At 67.5% G+C, this 15,879-nt stretch carries 15 protein-coding genes; 11 read left to right on the forward strand and 4 right to left on the reverse strand.

The annotated features are described in order from the left end of the window. Window positions 1-2: 2 nt before the first annotated feature. A complete protein-coding gene (locus KAQ61_RS16840; protein ID WP_210929901.1) occupies window positions 3-1,202 on the forward strand; it encodes a threonine ammonia-lyase in 1,200 nt (399 codons plus the stop codon). Between the two features lie 136 nt (window positions 1,203-1,338). Beyond that, window positions 1,339-1,482, forward strand: a complete 144-nt coding sequence (locus tag KAQ61_RS16845) for a hypothetical protein (protein ID WP_162858920.1) — start codon at window positions 1,339-1,341, stop codon at window positions 1,480-1,482. Window positions 1,483-1,565: 83 nt separating this feature from the next. Here the strand turns inward: KAQ61_RS16845 and KAQ61_RS16850 are convergent, their stop codons facing one another. From KAQ61_RS16850 to ubiM, 3 genes are all read right to left on the reverse strand, one after another. Next, window positions 1,566-3,080, reverse strand: a complete 1,515-nt coding sequence (locus KAQ61_RS16850) for an acetyl-CoA hydrolase/transferase family protein (RefSeq protein ID WP_210929902.1) — start codon at window positions 3,078-3,080, stop codon at window positions 1,566-1,568. A gap of 380 nt (window positions 3,081-3,460) precedes the next feature. Further along, complete coding sequence (locus KAQ61_RS16855) at window positions 3,461-4,753, reverse strand: solute carrier family 23 protein (RefSeq protein ID WP_210929903.1); 1,293 nt, start codon at window positions 4,751-4,753, stop codon at window positions 3,461-3,463. Window positions 4,754-4,998: 245 nt separating this feature from the next. Beyond that, the gene (gene ubiM / locus KAQ61_RS16860; RefSeq protein WP_210929904.1) at window positions 4,999-6,285 is read right to left on the reverse strand and encodes a 5-demethoxyubiquinol-8 5-hydroxylase UbiM; all 1,287 of its coding nucleotides are present in this window, start codon (window positions 6,283-6,285) and stop codon (window positions 4,999-5,001) included. Between the two features lie 228 nt (window positions 6,286-6,513). On the opposite strand from ubiM, the gene KAQ61_RS16865 reads away from it, so the two are divergent. From KAQ61_RS16865 to minE, 4 genes are all read left to right on the forward strand, one after another. Further along, window positions 6,514-8,598, forward strand: a complete 2,085-nt coding sequence (locus KAQ61_RS16865) for an acetoacetate--CoA ligase (protein ID WP_210929905.1) — start codon at window positions 6,514-6,516, stop codon at window positions 8,596-8,598. Between the two features lie 121 nt (window positions 8,599-8,719). Then, complete coding sequence (gene minC / locus KAQ61_RS16870; RefSeq protein WP_210929906.1) at window positions 8,720-9,493, forward strand: septum site-determining protein MinC; 774 nt, start codon at window positions 8,720-8,722, stop codon at window positions 9,491-9,493. Between the two features lie 67 nt (window positions 9,494-9,560). Further along, window positions 9,561-10,373, forward strand: a complete 813-nt coding sequence (minD, locus tag KAQ61_RS16875; RefSeq protein ID WP_210929907.1) for a septum site-determining protein MinD — start codon at window positions 9,561-9,563, stop codon at window positions 10,371-10,373. Between the two features lie 6 nt (window positions 10,374-10,379). Next, window positions 10,380-10,643 carry a cell division topological specificity factor MinE gene (gene minE / locus KAQ61_RS16880; protein ID WP_042412016.1) on the forward strand — a complete coding sequence of 88 codons (264 nt, stop codon included), beginning with the start codon at window positions 10,380-10,382 and terminating at the stop codon, window positions 10,641-10,643. A gap of 81 nt (window positions 10,644-10,724) precedes the next feature. Here the strand turns inward: minE and KAQ61_RS16885 are convergent, their stop codons facing one another. After that, window positions 10,725-11,231: a flavin reductase family protein gene (locus KAQ61_RS16885; protein WP_244982932.1), complete on the reverse strand. Its 507-nt coding sequence runs from the start codon at window positions 11,229-11,231 to the stop codon at window positions 10,725-10,727. Between the two features lie 426 nt (window positions 11,232-11,657). Here KAQ61_RS16885 and azu point away from each other — a divergent pair, with 426 nt between their 5' ends. The 5 genes from azu (at window position 11,658) to KAQ61_RS16910 (ending at window position 15,816) form a co-directional block, all read left to right on the forward strand. Beyond that, window positions 11,658-12,113: an azurin gene (gene azu, locus KAQ61_RS16890; protein WP_244982933.1), complete on the forward strand. Its 456-nt coding sequence runs from the start codon at window positions 11,658-11,660 to the stop codon at window positions 12,111-12,113. A gap of 99 nt (window positions 12,114-12,212) precedes the next feature. Next, window positions 12,213-12,851: an MBL fold metallo-hydrolase gene (locus KAQ61_RS16895; RefSeq protein ID WP_045265744.1), complete on the forward strand. Its 639-nt coding sequence runs from the start codon at window positions 12,213-12,215 to the stop codon at window positions 12,849-12,851. A 23-nt stretch (window positions 12,852-12,874) separates the two neighbouring features. Further along, window positions 12,875-13,084, forward strand: a complete 210-nt coding sequence (locus tag KAQ61_RS16900; RefSeq protein WP_210929908.1) for a hypothetical protein — start codon at window positions 12,875-12,877, stop codon at window positions 13,082-13,084. Between the two features lie 272 nt (window positions 13,085-13,356). After that, window positions 13,357-14,865: an SLC13 family permease gene (locus KAQ61_RS16905; RefSeq protein ID WP_042412010.1), complete on the forward strand. Its 1,509-nt coding sequence runs from the start codon at window positions 13,357-13,359 to the stop codon at window positions 14,863-14,865. Further along, on the forward strand, window positions 14,866-15,816 hold the full coding sequence (locus KAQ61_RS16910) for a lactate/malate family dehydrogenase (RefSeq protein ID WP_043378290.1): 951 nt from the start codon (window positions 14,866-14,868) through the stop codon (window positions 15,814-15,816). Window positions 15,817-15,879: the final 63 nt, after the last annotated feature.

A 15,879-nucleotide genomic window follows, 5' to 3' on the forward strand; every position in this document is an offset into this window, starting at 1 on the left:
CCATGCTGACCTATTCCGATATCCAAGCCGCATCCACCCGCCTGCGCGACCACATCCTGCGCACGCCCTGCGTGGAGTCGCAAACGCTTTCGCACATCGTCGGTGCCCAGGTGTTCCTGAAGTTCGAGAACCTGCAGTTCACGGCCTCGTTCAAGGAGCGTGGCGCCTGCAACCGCCTGCAGCTGCTGACCGCCGAGGAAAAGGCGCGTGGCGTGATCGCCATGAGTGCGGGCAACCACGCCCAGGGCCTGGCCTACCACGCCCAGCGCATGGGGGTGCGGGCGGTGATCGTCATGCCGCGCTTCACGCCCGGCGTGAAGGTGGAGCGCACGCGCGGCTTTGGCGCCGAGGTGGTGCTGCACGGCGACACGTTGGAGGCTGCGCGCCAGCACGCCTATGCGCTGGCCGATGCGCAGAACCTGACCTTTGTGCACCCCTTCGACGACGAAGGCGTGGCCGCCGGCCAGGGCACGCTGGCGTTGGAGATGCTGGCCGAGCAGCCCGACCTGGACACCCTCGTGGTGTCCGTGGGCGGCGGCGGCCTGATCGCCGGGGTGGCCACGGCGGCCAAGGCGCTCAAGCCCGACATCCGCGTGGTCGGTGTGCAGACACAGCGCTTCCCGTCCATGCTGAACGCCGTGCAGGGCCGCGACCTGCCCATGGGCAGTTCCACCATCGCCGAAGGCATTGCCGTGGCGACGGCCGGCGCCATCACGCGCGAGGTGGTGCGCGAGCTGGTCGATGAGCTGCTGCTGGTGGACGAGGGCGACATCGAGCAGGCCGTGCTGATGCTGCTGGAGATCGAGAAGACCCTGGTCGAAGGCGCGGGCGCCGCCGGCCTGGCGGCCCTGCTGCGCCATGGCGCGCAGTTCAAGGGCCGCAAGATCGGCCTGATCCTGTCGGGTGGCAACATCGACCCGCTGCTGCTGGCGGCCATCATCGAACGGGGCATGGCTCGCTCGGGGCGGCTGGCGCGCATCCGCGTCAGCGCGCGCGATGTGCCCGGCGTGCTGGCGCAGATCACCGCCACCGTGGCCGAGGCCGGCGCCAACATCGAGGAGGTGCACCACCAGCGCGCCTTCACCCTGCTGGCGGCGCAGAACGTGGACATCGACCTGGTGCTGCAGACGCGCAACCAGGCGCATGTGGAGCAGGTGCTGCAGGCGCTGCGCGCGGCCGGCATGGAGGCCGTGCGGTTGTAAAGACCTTTTCAGCACGGCGCGGCCTCAGGGTTAGCCAGTGCGCGCACGCTGTGCCGGCTGCCTAGAATGGACCGGTGCCGGTCGCCTGGATGGCACCGGCCCTTGTTCAACGCTTTGCAGTGAGGAGGTTGCGCCCATGCACGAGTCCCATGATCCCGCCACGCCCCAGCCGCCCGAAGATGCGGTCGAAGCGGTGGTGCCCGTGATTCCCGTGGTCCTGCCCCTGGTGGGCGCGGCCATGATGTTCCTGCTGGCCTTCATTGCGGTCACCATGGCCTAGGCTGAAAAGCGCTTTTCAGCGGGGCACATCCCTAAAAAAAACCAGCTGCCGTGCAGCTGGTTTTTTTGTGGGCGCGGCGTGGCTCAGACGCGCATGTCGCCGCTGTCCATGAAGCGCTGGTGCCAGCTCAGCGCCTCGGTCAGCAGGTGCGGCGTGTGCTGTGCCCCCTGGGCGCGGGCGCGGTCAAAGTAGTCGTTGAGCTGGTCGCGGTAATCCGGGTGCGCGCACTTGTCGATGATCACGCGCGCACGCTGCTTGGGCGACAGGCCGCGAAGGTCGGCCAGGCCTTGTTCGGTGACGATGATCTGCGTGTCGTGCTCGGTGTGGTCCACGTGCGAGCACATGGGCACGATGCAGCTGATCTTGCCGTCCTTGGCCACCGAGGGCGTGACGAAGAAGGACAGGTAGCCGTTGCGCGCGAAGTCGCCCGAGCCGCCGATGCCGTTCATCATGCCCGTGCCCATGACGTGGGTGGAGTTGATGTTGCCGTAGATGTCGGCCTCGATCATCGAGTTCATGGCGATGATGCCCAGGCGGCGCACCAGCTCGGGGTGGTTGGAGATTTCCTGCGGGCGCAGGATGATGCGCTCGCGGTAGAAGTCGATGTGGTCCTCGAAGTCCTTGTAGGCTGCCGCAGACAGCGAGATGGACGTGGCCGAGGCCTTGCTCATCTTGCCCGCGCGCAGCAGGTCCAGCATGCCGTCCTGCAGCACTTCGGTGAAGCCCAGCAGGTTCTCGAACGGGCCGGTCAGCAGGCCGGCCAGCACGGCATTCGCCACATTGCCCACGCCCGACTGGATGGGCAGCATCTCCTTGGGCAGGCGGCCCATCTGCATCTCGTGCGCGAGGAAGTCGATGATGGAGGCGGCAATCGTGTTGGAGTTGGCGTCGGGCGCGGCAAACACGTTGTCGCGGTCGCCCTTGTTGGTTTCCACCACGGCGATGACCTTGTTGGGGTCGACCTTGAGGTACTGGTCACCGATGCGCTGGTCGGCATGCGTCATGTTGATGGGCATGCGGCGCGGCGGGATGGCGGTGCCGTAGTAGATGTCGTGCATGCCTTCCATCTTGGCCGGTGGCTTGGTGTTGACCTCCAGGATCACCTTGTCGGCGATCTCCAGCCAGGTCTTGTTGTTGCCCACGGCGGTCGACGGGATCAGCAGGCCGTCGGCGGTCACGCCCAGCACTTCCACCACGGCCACGTGCATGTGGCCCAGGAAGCCGAACCAGGCATGCTGCGCCACGTGGGACAGGTGCATGTCGATGAAGTCGATCTCGCCGCTGTTGATGGCCTTGCGTGCGGTCGGATCGGTGTTGAAGGGCAGGCGCTGGCCCAGGGCGTGGGCTTCGGCCATCACACCGTCGCATTCGCTGGCGGTGGACGCACCGGTCCAGACGTTGATCTTGTAGGGCTTGCCGGCAGCATGCTCGGCCTTGGCGCGGGCCGCAATCGCCTGGGGCAGGGCCTTGGGGTAGCCCGCCCCGGTGAAGCCGCTCATGCCGACGTTCACGCCGTGCGGAATCAGGGCCGCGGCGGCCTCGGCCGTCATGATGCGGTTGTGGAATTGGGGGTAGCGCACGCGCTCTGCCAGGCTCATCGAGGTTTCTCCAACTTTGCAAAAACAAGCCGCCTGGGCAGGCGGCTTTTCGAGGGCGACAGAGGTGTGCAGGGGGCGCCGTGCGTCCGGGCCGGATCGCCTGCGGGGGTGTCCGGCTTCTTGGCCTGCGTACATCTCCGTGGGCCCGAATCTCCGGCGTCGATGGTATCAGTGTTAACCCTTGGTTGCAGCGTTGCCCGCTTTGCCAAAGCTGCGACCAGTACCTTGTTTTTATTGAGTTTCAAGGAGAGTGTGCGCACGCACAACGAAGATTAGGGTAAACACCTATCAGTTGCTGCGGTGCAGCATCAGCATAAAAAAACCGGTCTGCCAGGGGCAGACCGGTGCAGGGGATGCAGGGCGGCCGGGCCGCCCCTGCCTCAGGACTTGCGGGCGCGGTCTAGCAGGGCGTACAGCAGGATGGCGCCGAAGGTGGCGGTCCCGATGCCGCCCAGTGCGAACTCGCCGAACTTCAGCGTGAATTCGCCCGTGCCCAGGATCAGGGTGATGGCGGCGACGATCAGGTTCTTGGTGTCGGAGAAGTCCACCTTGTTGTCGACCCAGATCTTGGCGCCGGCAATCGCGATCAGGCCGAACACCACGATGGACACACCGCCCATCACGGGCAGGGGGATGGCCTGGATCAGCGCGCCGAACTTGGGCGAGAAGCCCAGCAGCACGGCCAGCACGGCGGCCAGCAGGAACACGGCGGTGGAGTAGATGCGCGTGGCGGCCATCACGCCGATGTTCTCGGCATAGGTGGTCACGCCGGTGCCGCCGGCCGCGCCGGAGACCATGGTGGCGACGCCGTCACCGATGAAGGCCCGGCCCATGTACTGGTCCAGGTTCTTGCCGGTCATGGCGGTCACGGCCTTGATGTGGCCCAGGTTCTCGGCCACCAGGATGATGACCACGGGCACGATCAGCAGCATGGCGTTGGCACTGAACACCGGGGCGTGGAAGGTGGGCAGGCCGAACCAGGCGGCGTTGGCCACACCGGCCAGGTCCACGGGCTTGCCCAGGCCCAGGCCGTTGGTTAGCACGGCGTAGACGATGCTGGCGATGATCAGGCCGATCAGGATCAGCAGGCGCTGCAGCATGCCCTTGGTGAACACGGCCACCAGGGCCACGGACACGAAGGTCACGGCCTGCATCCAGGCTTCGAAGTTGTTGGACGCCATGTTCTTGACGGGGATGGCCGCCAGGTTCAGGCCGATCACGGCCACCACGGCGCCGGTCACCACCGGGGGCATGAAGCGCTCGATCCAGCCGGTGCCCACCAGGTGCACGATCACGCCCACCAGGGTGTAGACCAGGCCACAGGCGATGATGCCGCCCAGGGCCAGGCCGATGTTGGCGTTGGCGCCCTGGCCCGCATAGGCCGTGGCGGCGATCACCACGCCGATGAAGGCGAAGGACGAGCCCAGGTAGCTGGGCACGCGGCCGCCGGTGATGAGGAAGAAGATCAGCGTGCCGATGCCGCTCATCAGCACCGCGACGTTGGGGTCAAAGCCCATCAGGATGGGGGCCAGCACCGTCGAGCCGAACATGGCGATCACGTGCTGGATGCCCATCAGACCGGTCTGCGCCCAGGGCAGACGCTCGTCGGGGCCGATCACGCCGCCGTTCTGCAGCACGGCGGGGGACTTTTCAGTCCAGGAAAACATTCCCATTTGTATTGCTCCGTAAAAATTGCTGGCGCGATGTTAGAGGCTTTCCTGCACGCACGACATGCCCGCGCCAGGCAGCCCTGCGCGCCTGTCTGCCGGGGTCAAGCAGACGGCGTGCCAGGGCGCTCGGCGCAAGGCATTATTTTTAGGAGCTGTTGGCGCGCGTTGCGGCTGGGTTTCAAGGTGTTTTTGGCACGAAACCCGCCCAGCATCAGCGCAAGCCACTCATGTTTTTGAGTGGCAGTCGGTCAGCGGCTGTTGCGCGGAAAAAACGGTGGCCGCCGCAGCCGATCGGCCAGCAGGGTCCAGGGGCTGCGTCCGGTGAGCTGGGCCACGATGGCCGCCTTGATCGGCGGGATGCGGCGCGAGGCCTGGATCACCGCCTGGCGCACCAGGCGCGGCATGGGGCGCGCGTCGGTGAACAGCTTCACCACCGTGTTCGTGCCCTGGAAGATGGGCCAGGCATGGCGGTGGTGGCCCTGGGCATAGCTGGCCAGCACGCCGGCCTGGCCCCAGTCCTGACCCGCGCCGCGCGCGGAGACGATGGCGGCCGTCAGGCGTTCCACCCCGGACAGACCCAGGTTGAAGCCATGCGCCGTCACTGGGTGCATGCCGACGGCGGCATCGCCCAGCAGGGCCCAGCGGTCGCCGCTGAAGCGGTGGGCATAGGTGGCCACCAGCGGGTAGATGTGGCGTTCGCCCACCAGCTGCATGTCGCCCAGGCGGCTTTGGAAGTGGTGCTGCACGTGGGCAGCGAATTCCTGGGGCGACAGCTGCATCAGCTGCTGCGCGTCGGCGGAATCGGTGGTCACCACGGCCGAGCACAGCAGCTCGCCGGTGGCGGGGTCGGGCTGCACGGGCAGGATGGCCAGGGTGCGGTGGTAGCCGAAGCACTCGTGCGCCTTGTCCTCGTGCGGCTGGGTGTGGCTCAGGCGGCAGACGATGACGCTGCGGCCGAAATCGGTCATCTGCGCGCCCACGCCCAGCATGCGGCGCACGGCCGAATAGCGGCTGTCCGCAGCCACCACCAGCGGGGCCTGCAGCGGCTCGGCGTCGACGCGCACGCCCTGGTCCTCGGTGGTGTAGTGCACCTCGGCGTGGGTGGGCGTGGTGCGCACCTGGGTCACGCGCGCGCCAGTGATGATGCGCACCCCTTCGGTGCTGCTGGCGACCTCCCAGGCGGTGCGGCGCAGCGCGTGGTTGGGCACGATGCGACCCAGGTAGTCGGTGCCGCTGCCTGCGGCCACGATGTCCAGGGTGGAGCGCTGGCCCACCGGGCCGTCGTGCACGATGGCCTCGCGGATGCTGCCGATCTCGTGGTCGGCCAGCCGCGCCCAGGTGCCCAGGCGCTGCAGGGTCTGCACGCTGGGGTGGGTCAGGGCGATCTCGCGACCGTCGGGAGCGGGCTGGGCCAGCTGGGATTCGCCCTGCAGTTCCAGCACCGTGGCCTGCAAGCCTGCGTGGGCCAGGGAGATGGCGAGCGACAGGCCGGCAGGGCCTGCGCCGACGATGAGGACATCGGTGTGCATGGACATGGGTGCTATCACGGTGAAAGTGGGCCAATTGTGACCCGGTCTGGGGCGTGCCCCGGCAAAGGGCAGTGTCGATTGTGCGTCGGTTTGGGGCGGCCCGGGCTTGTACTGCGTCAATAGCATGGGGTGGGTGCGGCTTCTGCGGCGGCCTGACCAACGGTCGTCACCCGCCGTTTGTCAATCCGGGCTGCTGGCATGGCGGGACCGGGGGGCGCTCGCTACGCTGACCGCATGCTTACATCGACGCCCTCCGCCGCCGTGCCGCGCACGCCCCAGATCCGCCGCTACCAGCACTGGCTGGCCCAGCACCGCGGCCTGCACTTCGACCGCTATGACGCGCTGTGGCGCTGGTCGGTCACGGACCTGGACGCCTTCTGGCAGAGCGTGTGGGACTACTTTGCGGTGCAGTCGCCCACGCCGCACAGCGCGGCCCTGGGGCGCAACGTGATGCCCGGCGCGCAATGGTTTCCCGGCGCGCAGGTGAACTATGCCCAGCAGGTGCTGCGCCATGTGGAGGCCGCGCACGCAGCCGGCATGCCGGCCGTGGTGGCCGACAACGAACAGGGCCAGGTGACCGAGCTGTCCTGGCCCGAGCTGCGCCGCCAGGTGGCCGCGCTGGCGCTGCACCTGCAGGCCCAGGGCGTGCAGCCCGGCGACCGCGTGGCCGCCTACCTGCCCAACATCCCGCAGGCCATCGTCGCCTTCCTGGCCGTGGCCAGCGTGGGCGGCGTGTGGAGCGTGTGCGCCCCCGACATGGGCACGGCGGCCGTGCTGGACCGCTTCAAGCAGATCGCCCCCAAGGTGCTGATCGCCGTGGACGGCGTGCACTACGCCGGCAAGTCCATGGACCGGGGCCAGATTGCCAGCGAGCTGCGCGCCCAGCTGCCCAGCGTGCAGCACCTGCTGGTGCTGCGCACGCCGCACGCCACCCAGCCCGTGGCCGACAGCAGCAGCTGGGACGCGGTGCTGGCGCGCGACGATGCCGCGGTGCAGGCGTTTGCCCCGCTGTGGCTGCCGTTCGACCACCCGCTGTGGATCGTCTACTCCAGCGGCACCACCGGCCTGCCCAAGCCCATCGTCCACGGGCACGGCGGCATCATGCTGGTGGCCCTGGCCATGAAGGCCCTGCACAACGATGTGGGCTGCAGCTACGACCCCGAGAGCTGGGGCGAGCGCTTCCACTGGTACAGCTCCACCGGCTGGGTGATGTGGAACTCCCAGGTCGCCGGCCTGCTGGGCGGCACCACCTGCGTGATCTTCGACGGCAGCCCCGGTGGCAGCAAGGACCAGCCGGACTGGGGCGTGCTGTGGCGCTTTGCAGCCCGCCACCGCGTCACCAGCTTTGGTGCGGGTGCGGCCTTCTATGCCAACTGCATGAAGTCTGGCCTGGACCTGGCCCAGTGCGGGGACCTGTCGCGCATCACTGGCCTGGGCAGCACCGGCTCGCCCCTGGCGCCCGATGTGCAGGCCTGGGGCACGCAGCAGTTCGCGCGCCTGGGCACGCCGGACCTCTGGTGGAACAACCTGTCCGGCGGCACCGACTTCTGCGGCGCCTTCATCGGCGGCAACCGCGAGCTGCCGCAGTACACGGGCGAGATGCAGTGCCGCATGCTGGGCGCGGCGGTGGAGGCCTGGAACGAGGCCGGCGAGCCCGTGACTGACGCCGTGGGCGAGCTGGTCTGCACCCAGCCCATTCCGTCCATGCCGCTGTATTTCTGGGGGGATGACGGCAATCAGCGCTACCTGGGCAGCTACTTCGACATGTACCCCGCCGGCCACGGCCGCCAGCCCGGCGGCGGCGATGGCCCGGCCGCGATGGGCGGCGTCTGGCGGCACGGCGACTGGCTCAAGGTCTCGCCGCACGGCGGCTGCACCATCTATGGCCGCAGCGATGCCACCATCAACCGCCACGGCCTGCGCATGGGCACCAGCGAGATCTACAGCGCCGTCGAAGCCCTGCCCGAGGTGCTGGACAGCCTGGTGGTGGACCTGGAGTACCTGGGGCGCGAGAGCTTCATGCCCATGTTCGTGGTGCTGCGCGCCGGCCTGGTGCTGGACGATGCGCTGCAGGCCCGGATTGCCGCGGCCATCCGCCAGGCGCTGTCGCCGCGCTTCGTGCCCGACGAGATCCTGCAGGTGGCCGAGATCCCGCGCACCCTGACCGGCAAGAAGCAGGAGTTGCCGATCAAGAAGTTGCTGCTGGGCCAGCCCCTGGCCAAGGTGGTGAACCCGGACACCATGGCCAATCCGGGCAGCCTGGACTGGTTTGTGCGCTACGCGCAGCGCAAGCAAGCGCCCGCCAGCGCCGCCGTCTGAGACGCCGGCCGCCCCACTGCGGCCTGGCCGTGCCCCCGGGGGCACGGTCTGGGCACAGGCTGGCGGGGTACACTTGGCGCGTTTTGAGTTCGCGCCCCTTCCCCTAACCGCACTCCCCATCATGGCCGTTGACTCGCAGGGCACCGCCCGTTCCAGCTTTGACCTCAAAAGTGCCCAGTTGCCCGTGATGGCCGTGGCGCTGCGGGACACCGAAGTGGCCGTCCTGACCCGGGACCTGGCGCAGCGCCTGGCGGACGACCCCGATTTCTTTGACAACGACCCGGTGCTGATTGACTTGCAGCATGTGCGCGACAGCACCGAGGACATCGACTTTCCCAAGCTGATCAAGGCGCTCAAGCGCCACCGCACCCTGCCGGTGGCGGTCTGTGGCGGCTCACCCGCGCAGATGGCCGCCGCCCATGCGGCAGGCCTGATGCCGGCCCCGGACGCCCAGCCTGCGCGTGCCAAGCCCGCGGCGGTGGAGGTGCGCGAGGTGGAAGTCATCCGCGAGGTGCCGGTGGAGGTCGAGGTGGTGCGCGAAGTGCCGGCGCCCGCGCCGAACGCGCTGATCGTGGACAAGCCGCTGCGTTCGGGCCAGCAGGTCTATGCGCGCGGCACCGACCTGGTGGTCATGGCCGTGGTCAGCTACGGCGCCGAAGTCATCGCCGACGGCAACGTCCACGTCTATGCGCCCTTGCGGGGGCGCGCCGTGGCGGGTGCGCGCGGCAACACCGACGCCCGCATCTTCAGCACCTGCATGGAGCCGCAGCTGCTGTCGATCGCCGGCAACTACCGGGCGCTGGAGACCGACCTGCCCCAGGACATCGCCGGCAAGCCGGCCCAAGCCCGATTAGAGGGTGAAAAGCTGGTGATCGAGCCAATGCGTTTAGCATGAGCACCATCCCAGGACGCCCGTTGAACGTCTATCCGAACAAGATTCTTCGCGAAGGAACCCTTTGAACATGGCCAAAATCGTCGTAGTGACCTCTGGTAAAGGTGGCGTAGGCAAGACCACCACGAGTGCAAGCTTTGCGTCCGGCTTGGCCCTGTCCGGGCACAAGACGGCGGTGATCGACTTTGACGTCGGCCTGCGCAACCTCGACCTGATCATGGGCTGCGAGCGCCGCGTGGTCTATGACCTGATCAACGTGATCCATGGCGAGGCCAACCTGAACCAGGCCCTGATCAAGGACAAGCAGTGCGACAACCTGTTCGTGCTGGCCGCGTCGCAGACCCGCGACAAGGAAGCGCTGACGCAGGACGGCGTGAAGAAGGTGCTGGACGATCTGGCGGGCATGGGCTTCGAGTTCATCATCTGCGACTCGCCCGCCGGGATCGAAAGCGGCGCGCTGATGGCCATGCACTATGCCGACGAGGCGCTGGTGGTGACCAACCCCGAGGTTTCCTCGGTGCGCGACTCGGACCGCATCCTGGGCATGCTCAGCTCCAAGACCGAGAAGGCGGTCAGCGGCCAGGGCGTGAAGGAGCACCTGCTGATCACACGCTACAACCCCAACCGTGTCGAAGATGGGCAGATGCTGTCCATCCAGGACATCGAAGACATCTTGCGCATCCCGCTGATCGGCGTGATTCCGGAATCGGAGACCGTGCTGCAGGCTTCCAACCAGGGCGTGCCCGCCGTGCACATGGACGGCTCGGACGTGTCGGAAGCCTACAAGGACGTGGTGGCGCGTTTTCTGGGCGAGGAGCGTCCCATGCGCTTCACCGATGCGCAAAAGCCCGGATTTTTCAAGCGCATCTTTGGCGGGAGGTAAGCAGCCATGTCCATCATTTCTATGTTGCTGGGGGAGAAGAAAAAGTCTGCCTCCGTCGCCAAGGAACGCCTGCAGATCATCCTGGCCCGCGAACGCGTGGGCGGTGGCAGCGGGCAGCCCGACTACCTGCCCGCGCTGCAGCGCGAGCTGATGGCCGTGGTGTCCAAGTACGTCTCCATCAACCCCGAGGACATCAAGGTCCAGCTGGAGCGCCAGGACAACCTGGAAGTGCTGGAAGTGAAGATCGAACTGCCCGAAGCCGTGCGCTGACCCGCCGTTTCCAGCCCAACAAAAAACCGCAGCACCCGGGACCGGGTCTGCGGTTTTTTGTTGGAGATGGTGAAGGGCCGCTCAGTCCTGCATGCGGCCGCGGTGGTACAGCAGCGGTGTGGCGTGGGCCGCGTGGCGGCAGGCCAGCACCTCGCCGACCAGGATCAGGTGATCGCCTTCGCGGTACTGGCTGCGCGCGCGGCATTCGAAGGTGGCCAGCGCCCCCTCCAGCACGGGCACGCCCTGGGCGTTGGGCTGCCAGGCGATGCCGGCAAAGCGGTCCACCCCGCGCTGTGCGAACTGCAGCGCCAGCGGCTTGTCGTGCGCCGCCAGCACGTGGATGGCGTAGTGCGTGCACTGCGCAAACACCGGGTAGCTGCCGGCGTGGCAGCCCAGGCTCCACAGCACCAGGGCGGGTTGCAGCGACACCGAGTTGAAGGAGCTCACCGTCATGCCCACGGGCCGGCCCTGGTCATCCACCGTCGTCACCACCGTCACGCCCGTGGCGAACTGGCCCAGGGCGTTGCGGAAATCTCGTTCGGTGAAAGCGGCCGCGTCGGGCGGTGCCGCAAGAGAGGGGGTATTCACGACAGCGTTGATCTAAGTAGGTGGGAGATTATGCAAACTCTGATAGAGCGCTGTGTGGGTGGGGCTAATGTGCGTGCCGATGCTAGCCGGCCTGGCCGCCCGCGGCGCGGGCGGGCGTCACCTGCGGCACAGGGGCTGTATTTTTTGATAGCTGCCTGCGTTTGGTAAATAAGGTTTTCAGATATCCAAATGCCTGAAACGTCGATGGAGCCAGCGCCACCAGCTTCTGTAAATGCAGCAGACAGGGGCTGGGGGACGCCCTGCGGTTTGATAGGGGTCAAAGGAGGCGCAGCAAACCGCCCCCGCGTTGTGGCACGTACGCCGAACAAGGCGGATTTTGTCCGGGATTGCTTTCAGAATGCCGACAGAAGCAGCGCCGCCGGTGTTGCGCCATCTTTCCTCCCCCTTGATGCAAAGGATGTTTGCGTGAAAAAAATCTGCACGACTGTCGCCCTGCTGGCCCTTGGAAGCCTTGCCACCCCGGTCCTGGCGGCCGACTGCGCCGTCACCATCGAAGGCAATGACCAGATGCAGTTCAACATCAAGAACGTGGAAGTGCCCAAGTCCTGCACCAGCTTCACCATGACCTTGAAGCACACCGGCAAGATGTCCAAGTCCACCATGGGCCACAACATCGTGGTGGCCACCACGGCCGACACCAACGCTGCGGCCGCCGATGGCCTGAAGGCCGGCGCGGCCAACGAGTACGTGAAGCCCGGCGATGCGCGCGTGCTGGCGTTCACCAAGATGATTGGCGGTGGCGAGACCACCTCGGTGAACCTGGACGTCGCCAAGCTCAAGGCCGGCACCGAGTACACCTACTTCTGCTCCTTCCCGGGCCACTCCTTCATCATGCGCGGCGTGCTCAAGCTGGGCAGCTGAGCGGCGTCCCCCGCAGAAGGTGGGCCTGCAGCCCGGCGCCCGGCTTTTTTCCGGCCCGGGCTTGGGCACAATCGCAGCAGCCACTTTGCAGAGACCGCCATGTTCCAGTACCACACGATTCCTGTCACCGCCTTCCAGCAAAACTGCTCCCTGGTCTGGTGCGACCAGACGCTGGAGGCGGCGGTGATCGACCCCGGCGGCGACATCGACATCATCGAGTGGGAACTGGAGCGCCTGGGCCTGCAGCTCAAGGCCATCTGGCTGACGCACGCCCACATCGACCATGCCGGCGCCGTGGCCGAGCTGGCGCGCAAGCGCCAGCTGGACATCATCGGCCCGCACGAGGGCGACCGCTTCTGGATCGCCGGCCTGCCCCAGCAGGGCGCCATGTTCGGCTTTCCCCCGGCCGAACCGTTCGAGCCCACGCGCTGGCTGCACGACGGCGACACCGTGGCCATCGGCCAGGAGGTGCTGCAGGTGCGCCACTGCCCCGGCCACACGCCGGGCCACGTGGTCTTCCACGCCCCGCAGGCCGAGCGCTGCTTCGTCGGCGACGTGCTGTTTGCCGGCAGCATCGGCCGCACCGACTTTCCCCAGGGCAACCACCAGCAGCTGATCGACTCCATCGTCCAGCGCCTGTGGCCCATGGGCGACCAGACCGTGTTCATCCCCGGCCACGGCCCGGAAAGCAGCTTCGGGCGCGAACGCCAGACCAACCCCTACGTCGGCAACACCTGATGGGCGCCACGGCGCGCCATTGCTTGCGGTTGCTGGTTGTGGCCGCGGTGATCGGTCTGCTGGTCGTGCCCGCCCTGGCGGCCGGCTGGGCCGCGTGGCAGGGGCAGCCGTGGGTCATGGACTGGCCGCAGTTCCTGCGCCACGCGGCGGTGATGGGCGCCGTGTTCTGCGGGTTGCGCCTGCTGCTGGCGGGGGCCGGGTGGCTGTTGCGCGCCGTGCTGCGCAGCTACTAGGGCATGCCGGAATTGGAATGAAAACCAGTGCTATCGCCCATGCATATTGCGCTGACAGCTCACTTTTCTGAGATTTTCTCACGCTCGCCAGCGCAGCTGCGCCCGTGCCGGTCGGCTGCGCCATGGGCGGGCGTGGCGCGCGTGCCGTGCCCGCGGGACTCTTGACGCGGATCAAATCTCGCGCAGAACGCATACGGGTTAATACCTAAACCTCCCCGCAAGAACTAGCATGCTTGCATCACGTAACGATGCATTGCTTGCGAGGAGTTCCTATGGCGTCTACGCCCGCACCCGAAACCGGTCCCATCACCTCCAGACCGGAACCCGATTCCAACAAAAAACTCGCCTTCCTGCTGCTGGCCCTGGTGCTGTACGGCATCGTGCTGGCCCTGCCGCAGCCGGCCGGCCTCAGCGCCTCGGGCCAGGTGGCCCTGGGTCTGCTGGTGCTGGTCGTGGTGCTGTGGATCAGCGAATGCGTTTCGCCCGCCAACAGCGCGGTGATCCTGACCGGCGCCGCCGTGCTGGGGCTGATGGGCACCTCGCTGACCGAAGGCGGCAAGGTGATGAATTCCTCGGCCGCGCTGACCACCATGCTCAGCGGCTTCTCGTCCACCGCCGTGCTGCTGGTGGCGGCCGCGCTGTTCCTGGCTGTGGCACTCAAGCACACGGGCCTGGACAAGCGGATTGCGCTGATCGTCATGAGCAAGATCGGCGTCTCGCCGGCCCGCCTGGTGCTGGGCGCGATGATCGTCGGCTTCGTGCTGGCCCTGTTCATCCCCTCGGCCACGGCCCGCGTGGGCGCCGTGATCCCGATCATGATCGGCATCACCGCCGCCCTGGGTCTGGCCGTGAACAGCTCGCTGGGCGCCACGCTGATGATCGTCACCGCCAGTGCCTGCTCCATCTTCAACATGGCGATCAAGACCGGCGCGGCGCAGAACATCATCAGCCTGAACTTCATGCAGCAGGCCTTTGGCCACAACATCACCTGGGGCCAGTGGTTCATCACCGCCCTGCCGTTCACCATCGGCATGTGCGTGGTGCTGTTCTTTGCCGCCATGTGGATCCTGCGTCCCCAGGTGCCCGCCGGCGAGGACATGACCGCCAAGCTGCGCCAGCAACTGGCCGAGCTGGGTCCGGTCAGCGGTTCCGAAAAGCGCCTGATGGCCGTGGCGGCACTGCTGCTGGTGATGTGGTCCACCGAGGGCATGCTGCACCCGTTTGACACCACCACCACCACCCAGATCGGCATTGCCCTGCTGCTGATGCCCAAGATCGGGGTGATGCACTGGTCGCAGGCCGAAAAGCTGGTGCCCTGGGGCACGATCGTGCTGTTCGCCGCCTCCATCTCGCTGGGCAACCTGCTGTCCAAGACCGGCGCCGCCGGCTGGCTGGCGCAGCAGACGCTGGGCCAGATGGGCCTGTCGGCCCTGCCCGTGGTGGGCGTGATTGCCGCGCTGTCGGTGTTCAGCATCGTGCTGCACCTGGGCTTTGCCTCGGCCACCGGCCTGGCCAGCACGCTGATCCCCATCATGATCGCCTTCACGCAGACCCTGCCCGTGAGCCCCGAAACCGCGTTTGGCATCGTCATGATCCAGAGCTTCGTGGTTTCCTTCGGCTTCATCCTGCCCACCAACGCGCCGCAGAACATGCTGTGCTACGGCACCAATGCCTTCAACACCGCGCAGTTCGCCAAGGTCGGCATCGTGGTCACGCTGGCCGGCCTGGGCCTGATCCTGCTGCTGTCCGCCACCCTGTGGCCCGCCATGGGGGTGCTGTAAATGGGGGCACGCATTGGCATCATCGGCGCCGGCCAGGTCGGCGCGGCCGCCGGCTACCTGCTGTCGGCCACGCCGGGCATCAGCCAGATCGTGCTGGTCGACCAGAACGAGGCCCGCGCCGCCGGTGAAGCGGCCGACATCGGCCACGCTGCCGCCTTTGGCACGGCCGCCCGCGTCAGCGAAGGCGACTACGCCGACCTGGCCGGGGCCTCGGTGGTGGTCATCACCGCCGGCGCCAGCCTCAAGCCCGGCCAGACGCGGCTGGAGCTGCTGCAGCAGAACCTGAAGATGACGGACACCATCATCGACCAGGTGCTGAAGGTGGCGCCCGACGCCGTGCTGCTGTTCGCCACCAACCCGGTGGACGTGATGCCCGCCATCGCCGTGCACCGCTACGGCCTGCCGCCGGGCCGGGCGATTGGCACCGGCTGCTCGCTGGACTCCATCCGCTTCCGCGACCGGCTGGCCGACTACCTGGGCGTGGCCTCGCAGTCCGTCCACGCCTATGTGCTGGGCGAGCACGGGGATTCGTCTGTGCTGCACTGGAGCCATGCCCAGGTGGCGGGCATGCCGGTGACGGAGTTTGCCGCCCAGCTGGGCCGGCCCATCGACGCCGCCATGCAGGCGCGGATGGCCGAGGACGTGCGCACCTCGGCCTACCGCATCAAGGCCGGCAAGGGCGTGTCCAACTTCGGCATCGGCGGCTGCATTGCGCGGCTGGTGAAGGCCATCGTCGCCGACGAGCAGTCGGTGTTCGCCGTGTCCACCTGCATGCCCGAGTTGCTGGGCGTGCGCGACACCTGCGTGTCTCTGCCCCACCTGATCGGCGCGCGCGGGGCCTCGACCCCGTTCCTGCCCGGTTTGAATGCCCAGGAGACCGAGGCCCTGCGCGCCAGCGCGGCGCTGCTGGCCGGCACGATTGCCGACGGGCTGCAGTCCCTGCAGCGCTGAGCGCCGCCCCTGCGGCCGCGCCCGCAGACACCCGCCACACACAAGGCCCGCATCCGCGGGCCT

Source organism: Comamonas aquatica (assembly GCF_018064205.1).
Classification (GTDB): Bacteria; Pseudomonadota; Gammaproteobacteria; order Burkholderiales; family Burkholderiaceae_C; genus Comamonas; species Comamonas aquatica.